The sequence below is a fragment of the Schaalia sp. JY-X159 genome, assembly GCF_014525425.1.
In the GTDB taxonomy this organism is placed as follows: Bacteria; Actinomycetota; Actinomycetes; order Actinomycetales; family Actinomycetaceae; genus Scrofimicrobium.
Map to the genome: position 1 here is coordinate 432,276 of NZ_JACEXI010000002.1, position 16,291 is coordinate 448,566.

At 57.8% G+C, this 16,291-nt stretch carries 17 protein-coding genes and 1 pseudogene; 10 read left to right on the top strand and 8 right to left on the bottom strand.

The genetic code is table 11. The annotated features are described in order from the left end of the window. Positions 1-4 precede the first annotated feature (4 nt). The 6 genes from IDL90_RS04885 to pknB are packed head-to-tail and all read left to right on the top strand — an operon-like array spanning position 5 to position 7,718. Positions 5-490, top strand: coding sequence for an FHA domain-containing protein (locus tag IDL90_RS04885; RefSeq protein WP_187994563.1), 486 nt, complete (start codon positions 5-7; stop codon positions 488-490). Then, complete coding sequence (locus tag IDL90_RS04890; protein ID WP_187994564.1) at positions 490-1,770, top strand: PP2C family serine/threonine-protein phosphatase; 1,281 nt, start codon at positions 490-492, stop codon at positions 1,768-1,770. The genes IDL90_RS04885 and IDL90_RS04890 overlap by 1 nt, the downstream gene beginning before the upstream one ends. Further along, positions 1,770-3,185 (top strand): FtsW/RodA/SpoVE family cell cycle protein, encoded by a 1,416-nt coding sequence (locus tag IDL90_RS04895; RefSeq protein ID WP_187994565.1) that lies wholly within the window; start codon positions 1,770-1,772, stop codon positions 3,183-3,185. Before IDL90_RS04890 ends, IDL90_RS04895 begins: the two co-directional genes overlap by 1 nt. Continuing rightward, entirely contained in the window at positions 3,182-4,633 is a 1,452-nt protein-coding gene (locus tag IDL90_RS04900) for a penicillin-binding protein 2 (protein WP_187994566.1), read from the top strand. The genes IDL90_RS04895 and IDL90_RS04900 overlap by 4 nt, the downstream gene beginning before the upstream one ends. Further along, positions 4,630-5,892 carry a serine/threonine-protein kinase gene (locus IDL90_RS04905; protein ID WP_262509032.1) on the top strand — a complete coding sequence of 421 codons (1,263 nt, stop codon included), beginning with the start codon at positions 4,630-4,632 and terminating at the stop codon, positions 5,890-5,892. Before IDL90_RS04900 ends, IDL90_RS04905 begins: the two co-directional genes overlap by 4 nt. Continuing rightward, positions 5,865-7,718: a Stk1 family PASTA domain-containing Ser/Thr kinase gene (gene pknB / locus IDL90_RS04910; protein ID WP_187994567.1), complete on the top strand. Its 1,854-nt coding sequence runs from the start codon at positions 5,865-5,867 to the stop codon at positions 7,716-7,718. The genes IDL90_RS04905 and pknB overlap by 28 nt, the downstream gene beginning before the upstream one ends. Positions 7,719-7,725: 7 nt before the next feature. Here pknB and IDL90_RS04915 read toward each other — a convergent pair whose 3' ends face one another. The 3 genes from IDL90_RS04915 to IDL90_RS04925 are packed head-to-tail and all read right to left on the bottom strand — an operon-like array spanning position 7,726 to position 9,350. Beyond that, on the bottom strand, positions 7,726-7,878 hold the full coding sequence (locus IDL90_RS04915) for a hypothetical protein (RefSeq protein WP_182141628.1): 153 nt from the start codon (positions 7,876-7,878) through the stop codon (positions 7,726-7,728). A gap of 10 nt (positions 7,879-7,888) precedes the next feature. Next, positions 7,889-8,656: a class E sortase gene (locus IDL90_RS04920; RefSeq protein ID WP_316930285.1), complete on the bottom strand. Its 768-nt coding sequence runs from the start codon at positions 8,654-8,656 to the stop codon at positions 7,889-7,891. A gap of 1 nt (position 8,657) precedes the next feature. After that, the gene (locus tag IDL90_RS04925; RefSeq protein ID WP_187994569.1) at positions 8,658-9,350 is read right to left on the bottom strand and encodes a DUF881 domain-containing protein; all 693 of its coding nucleotides are present in this window, start codon (positions 9,348-9,350) and stop codon (positions 8,658-8,660) included. Positions 9,351-9,487: 137 nt separating this feature from the next. On the opposite strand from IDL90_RS04925, the gene IDL90_RS04930 reads away from it, so the two are divergent. Then, positions 9,488-9,754, top strand: a complete 267-nt coding sequence (locus IDL90_RS04930) for a cell division protein CrgA (RefSeq protein ID WP_182141626.1) — start codon at positions 9,488-9,490, stop codon at positions 9,752-9,754. Positions 9,755-9,878: 124 nt separating this feature from the next. Here the strand turns inward: IDL90_RS04930 and IDL90_RS11465 are convergent, their stop codons facing one another. The 4 genes and pseudogenes from IDL90_RS11465 to IDL90_RS04945 all read right to left on the bottom strand — a co-directional run bounded on the left by IDL90_RS11465 (position 9,879) and on the right by IDL90_RS04945 (position 12,460). After that, entirely contained in the window at positions 9,879-10,616 is a 738-nt protein-coding gene (locus tag IDL90_RS11465; protein ID WP_316930286.1) for a rhomboid family intramembrane serine protease, read from the bottom strand. 33 nt (positions 10,617-10,649) lie between these two features. Then, positions 10,650-10,766, bottom strand: a pseudogene (locus tag IDL90_RS11840) (B-box zinc finger protein); the annotation flags it as partial. A gap of 45 nt (positions 10,767-10,811) precedes the next feature. Then, complete coding sequence (locus IDL90_RS04940; protein WP_182141624.1) at positions 10,812-11,336, bottom strand: peptidylprolyl isomerase; 525 nt, start codon at positions 11,334-11,336, stop codon at positions 10,812-10,814. A 53-nt stretch (positions 11,337-11,389) separates the two neighbouring features. Further along, complete coding sequence (locus tag IDL90_RS04945; protein ID WP_182141623.1) at positions 11,390-12,460, bottom strand: NAD(P)-dependent alcohol dehydrogenase; 1,071 nt, start codon at positions 12,458-12,460, stop codon at positions 11,390-11,392. A 163-nt stretch (positions 12,461-12,623) separates the two neighbouring features. Between IDL90_RS04945 and IDL90_RS04950 the strand changes: the two genes are divergently transcribed. Then, positions 12,624-13,097: a hypothetical protein gene (locus tag IDL90_RS04950; protein ID WP_182141622.1), complete on the top strand. Its 474-nt coding sequence runs from the start codon at positions 12,624-12,626 to the stop codon at positions 13,095-13,097. Between the two features lie 59 nt (positions 13,098-13,156). On the opposite strand, the gene IDL90_RS04955 is transcribed toward IDL90_RS04950, so the two are convergent. Then, positions 13,157-14,536, bottom strand: coding sequence for an NAD(P)/FAD-dependent oxidoreductase (locus IDL90_RS04955; RefSeq protein WP_182141621.1), 1,380 nt, complete (start codon positions 14,534-14,536; stop codon positions 13,157-13,159). A gap of 135 nt (positions 14,537-14,671) precedes the next feature. Here IDL90_RS04955 and IDL90_RS04960 point away from each other — a divergent pair, with 135 nt between their 5' ends. Together IDL90_RS04960 and IDL90_RS04965 are read left to right on the top strand one after the other, a co-directional pair. Beyond that, positions 14,672-15,433: an amino acid ABC transporter ATP-binding protein gene (locus IDL90_RS04960; protein WP_182141620.1), complete on the top strand. Its 762-nt coding sequence runs from the start codon at positions 14,672-14,674 to the stop codon at positions 15,431-15,433. 59 nt (positions 15,434-15,492) lie between these two features. Next, entirely contained in the window at positions 15,493-16,278 is a 786-nt protein-coding gene (locus IDL90_RS04965) for a gamma-glutamyl-gamma-aminobutyrate hydrolase family protein (protein WP_182141619.1), read from the top strand. Positions 16,279-16,291 lie beyond the last annotated feature (13 nt).

Here is a 16,291-nt window from a genome sequence, read left to right on the forward strand (position 1 = left end):
GCCCGTGACCACAGACCTTGCTTTCACTGTTTTCCGCATTGGATTCCTCATCCTCTTGTGGCTGATGGTGCTTGCCGTTGTGGCAACCCTGCGTAGTGACATCTACGGAACCTTTGTTACACCTCGCGGCAGTGGTCGTCCTGATCCCGCGAGAAGGAAGAAGTCGGCAAAGAAGGAACGCCGGGCTGCAATCAGTCGTCAGCCTACGAAGCTCCTGATCACGGGGGGTCCCCTAACAGGAACTCTGCTCCCACTTGGCACTGCGGCAATTTCCATAGGCCGCGCACCGTCATCAACCCTTGTTCTCGACGACCCATACGTGTCCACCAAACATGCTGAACTGCGCCAGGTTGATGGAGAATGGACCCTCATCGACCTCGGATCAACCAACGGGACTTTTGTCGAGGACGAGAGGGTTTTCCAACCACAAGCCCTTGTCACCGGAACTCCAGCACGAATCGGCCAGACTACCTTCGAATTGGTGAGCTGATGGCCATCGGCTTTGTCTACGCGGCGCGCAGCGACGTGGGCCTCCTTCGCCGTAACAACCAGGATTCGGCTTATGCGGGACCGCGACTCCTAGTTGTCGCAGATGGAATGGGCGGGGCGGCGGGAGGAGACATTGCTTCTTCGATTGTGGTTGCAAATCTGGCTCCATTGGACGACTTTTCCGGAACTGCTTCCACTCTTTTGGAGACCATGAACCGCGCTCTCCAAAACGCACACAATGAGCTGGTTGAACGATCCTCGAATGATCGTGAACTGCGGGGACTGGGCACGACCTGCACAGCCATTCTTCGTTCAGGCAACAAGCTCGCCATGACCCACATCGGCGACTCTCGCGCCTATCTGCTGCGCGATGGGAAGCTCACCCAGATCACCACTGATCACTCTTTTGTTCAATACCTGATCGACACCGGACAAATCACAAAGGACGAGGCCGAGACGCACCCCAAACGCAACTACATTCTTCGCGTGTTGGGTGACGCACCTGGAGAGGTTGAGCTGGATGAGACGGTGCGCGAGGCCGTGCCGGGCGACCGCTGGCTCCTCTGTTCGGATGGTCTTTCAGGAGTCGTTTCAGAGGACACCTTGCAAGAGGTCCTGATTGAGAAGAAGGACCCTGACGCCTGCTGCGAAAAACTTGTGGAACTCGCGCTACTAGGTGGCGGTCCCGACAATGTGACATGCATTGTCGCGGATGTCGAGGACGATCTTTCGACACTCAGTGAGCAGCCCATTGTCGTTGGGGCCGCAGCCGTGAACTACAACGAGCCCACGAAGGGAACCCACGGGGCCGCCGGAAGAGCGGCGGCCCTAACCGCCGAGGCCGCTGAGCTCGACGACCAGGAGGCAGCCTCACCCAAACCACGGCGTCGACGTCGGTGGGCAATCCTAGGGGTCACACTCTTGGCGCTCCTCGTCGTTCTAGCTGGAAACGCAGCCCTCTGGAAGTGGTCTCAAAGCCAGTACTATGCGATGCAGGACAATGGGAACGTCGTCATCTTCCAAGGCATACCTCAGCGGATTTTCTCGCTAGAGCTATCAAGACCAATCGAAGTGACAGACATTTCCCTCGATGAGCTCTCCGAAGCCGACCAGGTCCGCCTGGAAGACCCTGTCGTGCGCTCATCCCTCGAAGAAATTGACGTCTACCTTGCTGAAGTACGAGGACGATCAATCACAACCTCCACCCGGAAGCCGCCGCTGCTGGCCCGGGAGACGCAGAGCGGGCAGTCAGGACTGCCAGCCATGTCAGGGGGAGACTGATGGCAACCGTTCAGGTTTCACCGGGGCGAACCCTGGGGTTTTCGCGGCTTGTCCTGCTAGTGATAGCCGTCTCGATTGGCCTCTCCGGCCTCGTCCTCGCAAGTATCAACAAGACCGGTGCGACCCCGGCAAATCTCACTCTGATCATGGCGCTGTTCATCGGCAGCGCCGTTTTCGCCGAGGTCGTAGTTCGCTTCGCCGCCCCCTACGCCGACCCTGTCATCCTGCCCATAGCGGTTGCCCTGACCGGCCTCGGACTAGCGATGATTTACCGCCTGGACCTTTCCTATGCCCAGATGGGGTATGGCACGAACAGCGCACGGCAAGCGATTTTCGCAATCGGTGGCGTGGTGGCGATGGCCGCTGTCCTAGTAGTTGTTCGCAACCACAGGTCACTTGCCAAGTACACCTACACGTTCATGGTGATTTCGCTTCTGCTCCTCCTGCTACCCGTTATTCCGGGCATCGGTGTGGAGAACTTCGGCTCGCAAGTGTGGGCACAGATCGCCGGTTTCACATTCCAACCAGCTGAGTTCGTGAAGGTCACTTTGGCAATCTTCTTTGCCGGTTATCTGGTGGCAAACCGGGACAAGCTGTCTGTCGGCGGTCCAAAGGTGCTCGGTATGAGAATGCCCCGCCTCCGCGACTTGGGTCCAATCCTTGTGGTTTGGCTCCTCGGTATCGCAATCTTGGTGCTTCAGAAGGACTTGGGAACTTCACTGCTCTTCTTCGGCCTCTTCGTCGCGATGCTCTACGTGGCAACGAATAGGATGTCTTGGCTTGTCATAGGCGCCGTTCTTTTCATTCCTGCGGCATTCGTTGCCATAAAGGCATTCCCTCACGTCCAGAACAGGTTCACGGTCTGGCTCAACGCCCTCGACCCAGCGGTTTACGATGCGACGGGAGGGTCCTTTCAAGTCGTACAAGGACTGTTCGGAATGGCTACGGGCGGGCTGTTGGGGACGGGATGGGGACGGGGATACCCGCAGCTGGTACCGCTCGCACATTCTGACTTCATACTCTCTTCACTAGCCGAAGAACTTGGCCTGGTGGGTATTATCGCCATCCTCTTGCTCTATCTGCTGCTCATTGAACGCGGCTTACGGGCTGGCCTCGGGTCCCGCGACGGGTTTGGAAAGCTGCTTGCTGTCGGGCTGTCATTTTCGTTTGCACTTCAGGTGTTTGTTGTCCTGGGTGGGATCACATTGCTCATCCCCCTGACAGGTCTTACTGCTCCGTTCCTTGCTCAGGGGGGTTCCTCGCTTCTGTCTTCGTGGATCATGGTTGGTCTACTGCTACGCATCTCCGACAGTGCTCGTCGGCCAGGTCCACGCCCCCAACCGTGGTATGTGGGTGACGCGAAGAGAGATGAACCGGCTCCCACCACCGCCTCAGTGCCGGAGGTGAGCGTATGAACCCACAGATCCGCCGCATCTTCCTGGTCGTCCTCGGCCTCTTCGCTATGCTCGGCATAGCCGTGACGTGGGTGCAGTTTGTGCAGGCACCCGACCTGGTCGCTGACAGCCGCAATGCCAGACGCTACCTTGAGGCAGCGGAACGTGATCGTGGGCCGATCATCGTTGCTGGAAGTCCCGTTGCGTTCTCAGAACGCGAGGAAGATTCTACGCGCTTTCAACGTTCCTACCCCGAAGGGGATCTGTACGCGGCAGTCACCGGATATTTCTCCGCCGTGAACCTTTCTGCAACCGGAATGGAAGCCGCGGAGTCATCCGTGTTGGAGGGTGAGGGCAGCACACTGTTCTGGCAGAGAATGCGTTCGCTTATTGCTGGGAAACCCCGCCAGGGCGGCGGTGTTGTGACCACCATCAATCCAGACTTGCAGCGTTCCGCAGCTGACCTTCTTGGCTCTAATCCTGGCGCTGTTGTCGTGCTTGACGCCAAGACGTCAGCAGTTCGCGCACTGTACTCCTCACCGTCTTTCGACCCGAATCCACTCTCCTCACTGGACACCTCCATTGCCGCTGAGGCTGCCGCAACCTTAGAAGCGGACCCGGCTCGTCCCCTTGATAATCGGGCCATTGCGGGAAACCGCTACGCACCGGGATCTGTTTTCAAGATCATTACGACGGCTGCACTTCTGGAGGCCGGAGTTTCACCAAACACCAACGTTGAGGCCCCCGTATCTACCGTGCTTCCTAACACTGACACGTCAATCTCAAACGTGGATCAATCCGAGTGTGGGGACGGCAATCCGACCTTGACCGAGGCCTTCGCTCGTTCCTGCAACACGGCCTTCGTCATCGAATCTCAGACATTGTCCGAGGGCGCCCTCGCCGAAATGGCCGAGCGGTTCGGATTTGGTGAGACCTTCAAGATCCCCTTGACCGTCACCCCGTCAACCTTCCCGGCCAATGTGGATGCAGCCCAACTCGCGATGAGTTCGATCGGCCAGTTCGAAGTGCAGGCAACCCCTATGCAGATGGCGATGGTCACCCAAAGCATCGCGAACGGTGGCGAAATGATGGAGCCTTTCATGGTGGAGTCGATTGTTGACGCCGACAACCAGGTGCGCTCCACTACTGACCCGAGGTCGATCGGCAACCCAGTGAGTGCAAGTATTGCCAGCGAGATTGGCTCAATGATGGTTGCCGCAGTGAACGAGAGCTACGGCTCTGGGCAAGCTGCGGCTCTGCCTAACATCCAAGTTGCCGCCAAGACGGGCACTGCCGAGGTCGGGGACGGTGCCAGGACAAATGCTTGGACTGTCGCATACGCACCCGCAGACGACCCCCAGCTGGTTGTTGCGGTGTTGGTTGAAGGCACAGAGGCGCGACCTGCACCTCACGGAGGTGACGTGGCTGCCCCAATCGCAGGCGCCCTCTTGGAAGTAGGTTTGCGATGACCAATACTCCGGTTTCGCCCTCGTCCCACAGTGGGACCGTCCCCCCGCTGAGGCCGGGATTGCAGTTGCAGGGACGCTACAACCTCATCAACCGCATCGCTACAGGCGGGATGGGAGAGGTGTGGCGTGCCCGTGATACGCGAACCGGAACACTGGTTGCAGCCAAGGTGCTGCGGCCAGAGCTGACAGGCGAGGAGATTTCTTTGTCGCGTCTGCGCATTGAAGCACGCAACGCCATGAAAGCCCACCACCCCAATATTGCCGCAGTTCTCGATTCGGGTGAAAGTGATGGTCAGGGGTGGATCGTCATGGAGTTGGTCGCGGGTGAGCCCCTGACGAACTACGTTGGCGATGGCAAACGTCTGAGCGCAGAGGAACTGATTCCTATCCTTAGTCAAACCGCATTCGCCCTCGACGGAGCTGCCCAGGCAGGGATTATTCACCGCGACATAAAGCCCGCGAATATAATGGTCCGCCCAGACGGCATGGTGAAGCTAACTGACTTCGGGATTTCGTACACCGCCGGACAAGCGAACCTGACCGCGATTGGGATGGTCATGGGAACCGCTCAGTACTTGGCGCCGGAACAGGCCATGGGTTCTGTGGCCACGCATTCAGGAGACCTGTACTCCCTGGGTGTGATCGCATATGAGGCACTTGCAGGCTACCGTCCGTTCACCGGCAAGACTGTTGTTGAGATTGCGATGGCACACGTGAACGAGGACGTGCCTGCACTTCCCGATGATGTTCCTCAACCTCTTGCGGATGTTGTGTATAGGTTGCTTGAGAAGGACCCGTCAGACCGACCCACTTCAGGAACCGCACTTGTAAGACTCTTGAACCATGTGGCCGAAGAGCTTGGGACAACCGCTGGGATGACACCACTGAGACGCGTACCCGAAGCGGCCGCGGCCGTTGAGGTCGATCGTGAACCCCAGAGAATTCGACCGTCAGCGGTTTCCTTCACACCGCGCCCCGCGGCACCACCACCACGGAAGTGGGTACCGCTCAAGGAGGGTGAAAGGAATGCCCCTTCTCCGCGGGAGAAGATACCCACCCGAGCAGAGTCCAGACCCGATACCAAGCCTTCACTGGACCCTGGCCTACTGGTCATAGGGGGACTGATCATCCTCACAATCATCCTCATCATTATCGCGATGCTGCGGGATGAACCTAAAACCACCGCGTACGTCCCCCAGGGGAGTGCATCCATATATCTGGAGGTTGAACCATGGCTGACACCGATTCCCGTCTACTAGGGGGAAGATACGAGGTCCGTTCGCTCATTGGGCGGGGCGGAATGGCCCAGGTGCATCTGGGCCGCGATACTCGGCTTTCGCGCTTGGTGGCGATCAAGATGCTCCGCATCGACCTGGCTCGGGATGCCGTCTTCCAGACGCGGTTCCGGCGCGAGGCGCAAGCATCAGCTTCTCTGAACCACCCGAACATCGTGGCCGTGTATGACACGGGTGACGAACCGGTGCGTGGCTCAGATGGGAAGGTCATCTCGGTTCCCTACATCGTTATGGAGTACGTGGAGGGGCATACGGTCAAGGAGCTCTTGAGCGACGCTACCCCCGTGCCGATTCCCGAGGCCGTTGAGATTACCAGCGGGGTCTTGAATGCCCTGCAGTATGCGCACTCTGCAGGGCTGGTTCATCGTGACATCAAGCCAGGAAACGTCATGCTGACGAATAGCGGCAAAGTCAAAGTCATGGACTTCGGCATTGCCCGGGCGCTGGCAGATTCGCAAGCCACAATGACTCAGACGAATGCGGTCATTGGCACGGCGCAATATCTTTCGCCTGAACAGGCACGCGGCGAGTCTGTGGATGAGAGATCTGATATCTACTCTGCGGGCTGTCTGCTGTTTGAGCTCTTGACCGGACAGGCGCCTTTCAACGGGGATTCCGCGGTTTCCCTGGCCTACCAACACGTCAACGAGTCACCGCCTGTGCCTTCCTCTTTAGCTAGTGATGTGCCATCCGAACTGGACCGGGTGACAATGAAAGCCCTGGCTAAGAACCCTACAGACCGCTACGCGAGCGCGTCCGACATGGAAGTTGACCTGATGCGTGCCGCCGATGGGCTCCCCATTCAGGCTCCACCTGTCGCAGCCTATTTGGCAGCAGGAGCGGCAGGAGCGGCTGCCGGCGCAGCCCTTAGCCAAACGGCAGTCACCCAGGCAATGGGGGCAGCAACCCAGCAGATGAACGCCGCGACGCAGACGATGGCTTACACCGGTCCCACTCGTGCGGGAACGCAAACTGGGGTTGGGGACCCGACAACAACCGGGGCCATACCAGCCACTGGGCAAGCACAGAAGAAAAAGAAGAACACGGGGCTGACGGTTCTCATATGGCTACTGGTTGCCTTGGCCGCAGCAATGGTCGGGCTTGTTATTTCCATGATGATGCGACCCAGTTCAACGCCTGAGGCGGAGTTGGTCCCCGTACCAGATGTCATTGGATTGTCACAGGTGCAAGCCAGAACCGCTATCGAGGCCGAAGGGCTTGTGTTCAGCTTAGATAGTGCGAATCCCGTGATGGATTCGGAAATTGAAGAGGGAAACGTCGCGGAGACTAATCCGTCGGCCGGCAGCGAAGCTGAGGTTGGGACAACCGTGGTTGTTCGCCTCTCGGGTGGGGCGTCCTCCGAAGAGGTACCTGTGACATCGGGCCTTTCACTGACAGACGCGACCGCACTGCTGGAGGGTGCAGGATTCGTGGTGGGCAGAGTTGACACCGCAAATGATGCGGAGTTTGCAAAGGACATTGTGATTCGCTCAAGTCCCGCCAGTGGCAGCACGGAGAAGAAGGGCGCTCGGATTAACCTGACGGTCTCATCGGGCCAGGTTGAGATGCCGGGGATGGTTGGTCAACCAATCAGCGACGCTATTGCCCGAATTGAAGCTCTAAGAGGGGTCCCAAACATCACTTACGAGCACAGTGACACCGTCCCGGAGGGTGCGGTGATCTCAATGAGTCCCACGGGTGTTGTGCCCCAGGGTCAGGTGATTAACCTGGTTGTTTCAACGGGTCCCGCGCCTGCCCCAACGCCAGACCCGCCGCAGTCAGGAGACTGAGGCGGGGCTACGTGGTGACCGTCGTATCAAAGAAGGTGGCGTTGAACCATGGGTAGACCCACTCGAAGAGGGCGAATACCACGGCAGCCACAAGCAGCAGTGCCCAGACCACTTTGAGCCACACCGGGCCCGGTAGGTGGCGGAAGATCCATCCGTACATTGTGTCTACCTCACGTTCCGTCGTGCCCGCCGCCGGCAGGTTCATCTTTCAACACAATGGGTATCCCGTCTGACTTTGGGACCCAGTACTGCATTTCGCTCCAGACAATGAAGCGCTCCGTGTTCCCAAACTCGGGATGGCATGTTGTCATGGTCATGATGCGCTTTGTAGGCTCAACCCCGGGCTCGTTTGGCACCGGCAAGACAACTCTCACTGCACTGGGGTCAACAATCTCTCGTCCGGTCACCGCATATACGAGGTACGCATCGGCGGTCTCAACCACGATCGGATCGCCGTCCTCCAACGTGTCGATATGTCGGAAGTTGTTCATGTAGGTACGGCGGTGCGCAGCGATCGCGAAGTTTCCAATTTCCCCGGCCTGCTGCGTTTCTGGATAGTGACCGGCCCACCCATTGTCGAGAACGTAGTGGCTTGTACCCTGGGCTATCGGCATAACACGGAAGTTCCATCTTGGGACGTGCAGCAATGCGAAAATTTCGTCCTCTGGGATATCACCAGCTGGAGGTGGGTCATCCGTCCTCTGAATATCCGTGAACTGTGTTTCCTCTGTACCGGTTGGCGAGGGCGGAAATTCCTCTTGGAACCTGCTGATCTCTGACCTCACACTGCCTTCGAGCTGAAAAGAGGTCCACCACAGCTGCCAGACGATGAAGAGCATCAAGAACAGGCCCACTGTGATGAGCAGTTCACCGAAAACCCCAACCAGGGTCCTCCACGGGGAGGTCTTTCTGCGTGGAGGTGCTCCGGTTTCTGCCACGCTAGCTTCCTTTCTCAATGCTTGCGAACTGCAGTGACGACAGCTCATTTGCTGCCGGAACTGTTACTCGATCAGCGACAGTCACGTCCCAACCCATCTGATACCGTGCCGCGTCTTCTCGATAGAGCCTAACCGATTCGTCACCGTCCAAGCTGGCGGTCATCCCCGCGACGTTTCCGATCGCCATGATCCTGTAGGGGGGCGCAAACGATCGCACACCCACCAGAATTACATTGCCAACGCACCTAACCGGAGTGCTGGCCGTGATGCGAACACCCTGCACTGACATGGCCTCTGCTCCGCCGAGCCACAATGCGTTCATGACCGAATCAACATCCTGCTGATGGACAACAGCGTCATTGACGCTGACGGAATCGTCCAGTTGAAAATCCGCTGGAGCATCATCCAGCATCACCGTGAGTCCCGGACCCACCAACTCCCCACGCAATGCCAGAATGGCACTCTGCTCCTGTGCTGCTGGAATCTGAAAGGCAACCAAATCATCCTGCTGTCGTCGCAACCCGTCAACGGACTCTTCCAGCTCCACGACGGCATTCTGCTGCTGAGCTACGAGGCCTGCAAGGTCGGTTTCAGCAAGTGAACCCTGCTCCCGCGCGTTTGATGCAGAAATCCCGAAGAGTAGTCCTGCCATAACGGTTACCACCAGCACCGTCGTCGTATGCTTCGCCTGCATCACGACCCCTTTCCGGTACTGGAGGGCGAACTTGACGTGGTAAGAGTCATCCCGCTTGGTTGAAAAGTAGTGCAGATACTAGTCTATGGGAAGGCTCCAAGCGAAAGTCGTGAGGCAGCGGTGCAGACGGAGGAAAAGTGGCTGAGTCAAAGAAGAAGGACAACGACCGTCAGAAGATGGTCGACCAAGAAGATGTTCCAGATAGCTGGACGAAGGGTATCCCCCTTAGTCCATCCTGGTGGGCACCAACCTTCATTACGCTGATGATCGTGGGTCTTGTCTGGCTCGTCATCTACTACTTCTCGGGAACCCTTTACCCAATCCCAGGCATTGGCTGGGGCAACATGGCAATTGGAATCGCTCTGATGATGGCTGGTTTCCTCATGACTTTAAAGTGGCGTTAGCAGGCCGCTCAACCCAAGAGCAACCACTTATCCCCAGCGATAAATAGTTATCCCCACCCGTTTCCACAGGTGGGGATAACTACATCGATGTAAACAGGGTCTGACCGGCCGGCTCCCCCGGCAATCAACCAAGCAGGCTGGGGATAAGTACTGCATACAGTCCCCAAGTACCAATTGCGAAAGCCCCAAAAAGCCCGACCGTAGCAACGACCTCCCAAAGTGTTCGTTGCGAGCGCCTTGGGCCGCGCGTCAAATCAACAACCCACATATACACGGCTGTAGCCAGTAGGCCCCCGAGGAAACCACCGATGTGGGCCTGCCAGGAAATCCCCGGCACAATCAATGCGTAGGCCAGGTTTATCCCCAGGAGCACAAGGATCCCCGAGGTGGACATTCCGGACCTGCGGTGCGCAATGAACACTGCACCAAACAATCCGTAGATTGCGCCAGATGCTCCGATGGTTGCCTGAGTGATGGTCTCAGGACTGACAAAGACCCAGGCGATAATGGCCATTGAGCCAACCAGAGCACTGAAGAGGTAAATGGAAGCAAACTTCCAGTGCCCCACAGCTCTCTCAACCGCCGACCCCAAGATGTACAACATCAGCATATTGAAGAGGATGTGCCACAGCCCAGAATGGAGGAAGGTGGTGGTGAGCAAGCGCCACGGCTCCATGTAAGCCGCCAACGGCGACATGGCAAGAACCTGAAATGCCCCCGACCAGACCTCTTGGACAACAAACATCACCACGTTGATGATGACCAACGCCAGCGTTACAGGAGCTCCCGCGAACTGTGTCCCCGCTAGGGAAACCCTTCGAAGCCTCTGCTTTGCCCCCGGACCTGCGCAGTCGACACACACAGAACCGACCTCTGTCGGTATCGTGCAATCCTGACACGTTGGACGGTTGCAACGTTTACAGAACGCTACGGCAGGACGTCCGGGATGCTTCGGACACATCTCTTGGCGCGGTGACGTTGACCGTTGTCCAAACCTGGGGATTTCACTCATTCTCTACCTACAGACTCTCGGGAGGCCCAGCGGTGAAGCCTTCTCCTAGTCCTCTACTTCAATACTCTCAATGACCACGGGGGTAACCGGACGATCCTGAGCGCCTGTCGCAACGTTAGAGATGGCGTCAACCAGTGCCTTCGAATCTTCATCGATGACCTTGCCAAAAATCGTGTGCTTTCCATTCAGCCACGGTGTTGGCGCAACAGTAATGAAGAACTGCGAACCATTCGTGCCCTTACCAAACCGTTTTCCAGCGTTTGCCATTGCCAGCAAGTAGGGTTCGGAGAAGGTCAGTTCCGGCGAAATCTCATCATTGAACTGGTAGCCGGGGCCGCCCATGCCCGTACCTTCCGGGTCCCCACCCTGAATCATGAAGTTAGGGATAACACGGTGGAAGATTGTTCCGTCATAGAGGGGACGGGAGGTCTTGGATCCGGAAGCGGAGTCGGTCCATTCCCGCTCACCTTTTGCAAGCCCAACAAAGTTCTTAACAGTGGTGGGGGCCTGTGCCGGGTAAAGCTCTACTCGGATGTCACCCATGCTGGTGTGAATTACTGCAGTCTGCATTTCGTCCTCTACCTTCTGGTGGTTAAAGTTCGTCACCAGTCTACGCGGGCTGACTAGAACGTCGCCGTGTCGATGACGTAACGGTAGCGGACCTTTGAATTCACAACGTTGTCGTAGGCCTGCGTGATATCGTCTCCCCCAATGACTTCCACTACAGATGCAATGTTGTGCTCTGCGCAGAAGTCGAGCATCTCCTGGGTGACGGGGATTCCACCTATGTTGGATCCGGCAAGTACTTTATCGCCAGATATGAGCGCGTTGAGATCTATTGTTGCCGGATCCTCCGGGAGACCGACATTCACAAAAACTCCGAACGCCTTCAGTGCAGCAAAGTAAGAGTTGTAGTCGAAGTCAGAGGCTGAAACCGTGCAGAGAATAATGTCAAAGGTGTTGCGCAGAGAACGCAGGGTTCCCTCTTCACTTGAAGCATAAAAGCTACTGGCACCCAGCCTGCGAGCGTCCTCTTCCTTTGCCCGGGTCTGCGAGATCACGGAAACGTCGGCACCCATCGCGGCTGCTAACTGCACGCCCATGTGCCCCAAGCCTCCCATCCCCACGACTGCAACTTTCTTTCCGGGTCCAGCACCCCACCGCTTCAGCGGAGAGTACGTGGTGATGCCGGCACACAGCAGAGGGGCTGCGGTATCCAGGGGGATGGAATCGGGGATCTTCAACCCGAAGCGTTCATCAACTTTGAATGTCTGGGAGTAGCCACCAGCCGTCGGGTTACCGTCCCTGTCGTCACCATACGTCCACAGGGTGCCGCTTCCGACACAGAAGTTCTCATGTCCCGCAGCGCACTGCTCGCATATTTCGTCCTCGGACGTATCCGGGTCGGACAGACACGAACCGGTCATGCACCCCACACCGATATGATCGCCAATGGCGAATTTCGTAACTTGGTCGCCGACCGCGGTGACGACTCCGGCAATCTCATGCCCCGGCACGAGCGGATACTTCTGCGGGCCCCACTCCCCACGAGCTGTATGAATATCAGAGTGGCAGATCCCCGCGTATTTGACGTCAAACAGGACGTCCTTGGGCCCCGGATCTGAAAGTTCAATGGTGTGGGGGTGAAACTGTGACGAAGTGTCATTGCACGCGTAAGCACGAACCTTGGACATGGCAACTCCTGTGTTGGGACGCTATTTTTCCCCATGCTAGCCGCACTGCGACGTATGTGGATTCATGTAGAAATGAATATCCACTCCCTTTAGGTAGCGAGACGTGACGAACCAGACTAACTTAGGTAGGGAATGTAAACGCTTACGAACAGCGAGGGCGAAAATGCGGGACGTAGAAGAACTCAAAGTGAAGGCATCGGAGATACTGACCAACGCTGCGGAAGCCGCGGAGGCTGTTGCTGAGAAGGCGATCGAGGTAGGTGTCCCCGTGGCACAGAAGACCCTAGACGCGACAAAGAGCAAGTTGGATGACTTGGAAGCACACGGCGAAGCCGCGCTTTCCAACCTAGAGAAGCACTCCAAGGCGAAGTCCTCTCACGGTGGGCGGAAGGCGCTTGGCTGGTCGCTAGCAGCCGCCGGTGCGGGCGGGATTGCCTACCTGCTGTGGCGCCGTTCGCGCCCCGTTGAGGATCCCTGGGCTGAGGAATACTGGGTTGACCTGCGGGACGAGGACGCCGAGGCCGAGGTAGATGCTGATGCTGCACTCGATGAGGCTCTGGTGGAGGCCATCGAAGAAGCACTTGCGGAAGAGGCCGTAGAGGAAGCAGCCGAAGAGGCAGCTGACGAAGAAAAGTAGCCTGAACCATAGAAGTGGTCCCCTTTCCGACTAACCAGTCTGGTGAGGGGGCCATCCTCTTAGTCATCTTGGGACAAAGCGGCCTCGTACACCTCCAAGGGGCTTTCACCGCGAACCAACCGGGTTGATCCCCCACGCCCAAGTTCCGCGATGGCTAGGCGTCCGACCAGCTGCTGGTTTGTTGAGGTTCGCTCCGACCGCGCCTGCGACGCGAAACTGACCCCCCAGTGGAACAGTGTCGAGACCCTGGACTTGAAGCCCGTGATGTAGAGGATGTGCAACCCCAACCACGCCGTCCATGCGGGGAAACCATCCAACTGAAGATCGCCGATGCTGGCCACTGCCTGTGAACGAGCAATCGTTGCCATCGACCCCTTGTCGCGGTACCCAAATGTGGTTCGCTTGGGGGAGATCCCCGCCAGGCGAGCCTTGATCTTGTCAGTCGCAAATCGTGCCGCCTGAATCGCTCCCTGGGCGACCCCCGGAACTCCCTCCAAGCTCATCATGTCCCCTATGACAAAGATGTCAGGGTAGCCACTCACAGTCAGATCCGGCTTAACCTGCACGCGGCCAGCTCGATCAAGGGTTACACCGGTCCTTTCAGAAAGGACCTTCGCAAGGGGTGGTCCCTGCACCCCAGCCGCCCAGACCTTGCAGGCACTGGGTAGCACCTCGTGGTTGCCGACCTTGTTCTTCATCGTTACGGAGTCCGCATCGATGTCAGTTACAAAGGTGTTACCGCGGAATTCCACACCCAACTTGTCGAGTGCCTCAACCGTGCGTGCACCAAGCTCCTTACCGAAGGTGGGAAGTGGGTGCGGGCCGCCCTCGACCAAGAGAACCCGCGAGTCACTGGGATTGATGTTGCGGAACTCATGCTTCAGGGTGTGCACCGCCAACTCGCGGATCTGTCCGGCGATCTCCACGCCTGTCGGACCGGCTCCCACAACCACGAAGGTCAGCAGCTTCTTGATCTTCTCTGGATCGTCCTCCACCTCGGCCTGCTCAAACGCGGCAAATATCCGCGCACGCAGTTCTAGCGCGTCATCAATGGTCTTCATCCCGGGCGCAAAGGTCGAAAAGTGGTCGTTGCCGAAGTAGGACTGGCCAACCCCGGCAGCAATAATCAACGTGTCGTAGGGTGTGGCCTTCTGGCGGCCGTAGTTGCGCCAGTAGACAACCTTCTTGTCCGGGTCAACGTCCTCGACGGTCCCCAAAACAACCTGTGCGTTGCGTTGCCGCTTGAGGATCTCACGCGTTGCCGGGGCAATCTCACCCTGGGAGAGAATTCCGGTGGCGACCTGATAGAGAAGTGGCTGGAAAAGGTGATGCCCCACCTTGGAAATCAGTTTGACCTGCACATCCGCCTTTGCCAGGTAGCGGGCCGCAAACAACCCACCAAATCCCGAACCAACGATTACAACACGGTGCTTGCCCACAGTTCCTCCCAATCGGGTTGCGCGATCTGCGCACCCGTTCCCAGGCTACTAACTTAGGGTTGCCTTTCCTATGCTGTGTGATGATGACTGCTGTGCAATTATGGCGTGAGGGCTTTCACGGGAAGAAGGATTTCGATGAGCGCAACGACAAGACCGGGCGTTGAGCCGGTTGTGCAAGTTCGCAACGTCACCAAACACTACGGGGACTTCATGGCGTTGGACGACGTCTCACTCACCGTCAATCCCGGCGAGGTCGTCGTTGTCATCGGCCCGTCCGGTTCTGGAAAGTCCACCCTGTGCCGGGCAATTAACCGTCTTGAAACCATCACCTCCGGAGAGATCCTCATCGATGGTGAAGTGCTACCTGATGAAGGCAAGGCTCTAGCAAACCTTCGGTCCGAGGTCGGAATGGTCTTCCAATCCTTCAACCTGTTCTCTCACATGTCGGTCTTGGATAACGTGACTCTCGGGCCCATCAAGGTGAAGGGGATGAAGAAGGACCAGGCTGAAGCGGAGGCAATGGAGCTGCTGACCCGGGTTGGGCTCGCCGACCAGGCGCAGAAGCTGCCCGCACAGCTCTCGGGAGGCCAACAGCAGCGAGCCGCCATCGCACGCGCTCTGGCCATGCACCCCAAGGTGATGTTGTTCGATGAACCCACATCCGCCCTCGACCCCGAAATGATCACCGAGGTTATCGACGTGATGGAGGGGCTGGCCGCCGGCGGAATGACCATGGTCGTTGTCACCCACGAGATGGGTTTTGCGCGCAAGGCCGGGGATTCCCTGGTGTTCATGGCCGACGGGAAGATTGTTGAAGAGGCCACGCCAAACGAGTTCTTCGACAACCCCAAGTCGGAGCGGGCAAAGGAGTTTCTTTCCCGCATTCTCCCCCACTAGCCGATTCAACATTTGGACGTCTTCCCCTGGGTAGAGAGTTCCTGGTAGTTTTCTGTCTTGTGGAAACCTCAGACTTTCGTCCTACACTGCTGATTTCGGGCGTTGCACTGCATCGCTCCGATGATCCGCGTGAAGCTGAGTTGACACTGCGCCTGCTTGGTTCAATCATCGAACGGGCTGCGGATCGCTGGAACACGGTGATTTCATGGGGTGAAGAGGACGGACCTCGCAAGGCCCTTCACAAGCTTTCCACGGCAGACGCCCTCGTCATCATGGGCGGACCGGACCTTTCTCCCCGTTTCTACAACGGGCAGAGCCGCTACGAAAACGCTACCGAGCACTTCCCCCGCAGTGACCGAGCGCAACTCGCCCTCATCCGTCGGGCAGTTGCAACCCACACTCCGACCCTGGGGATTTGCCGGGGAATGCAAGCCCTGAACGTCGCAATGTCGGGAACACTGACCCAGGACATCAGCGACAATCCAGGCCATTCCAGCCCGGACCTCATGAAGGACTTCGAGTTCGCTAGGCACACGGTGAACATTGCCGCGGGTTCACGCTTAGCCACCGCATTGGGTTCATGCCCCACGGCCGATCCCGTATCCCTGGATGGCGGACTGCGCACCATGATTCACAGCGCACACCACCAGGCGGTCTCTCGCCTCGGATCCGATCTTGCGGTCACGGCGACAGCCGACGACGGGACAATCGAAGCCATTGAACACGTGTCCGCTCCTGTGGTCGGCGTGCAATGGCACCCGGAAGATCCGGATGCGGACCAGGGTGGGCTTCAGTGTTTGCTTGAGCGAATGTGTTCTAGCTGTTCGCACACACTCGCTGCTTGAGCCTGCGCATCCC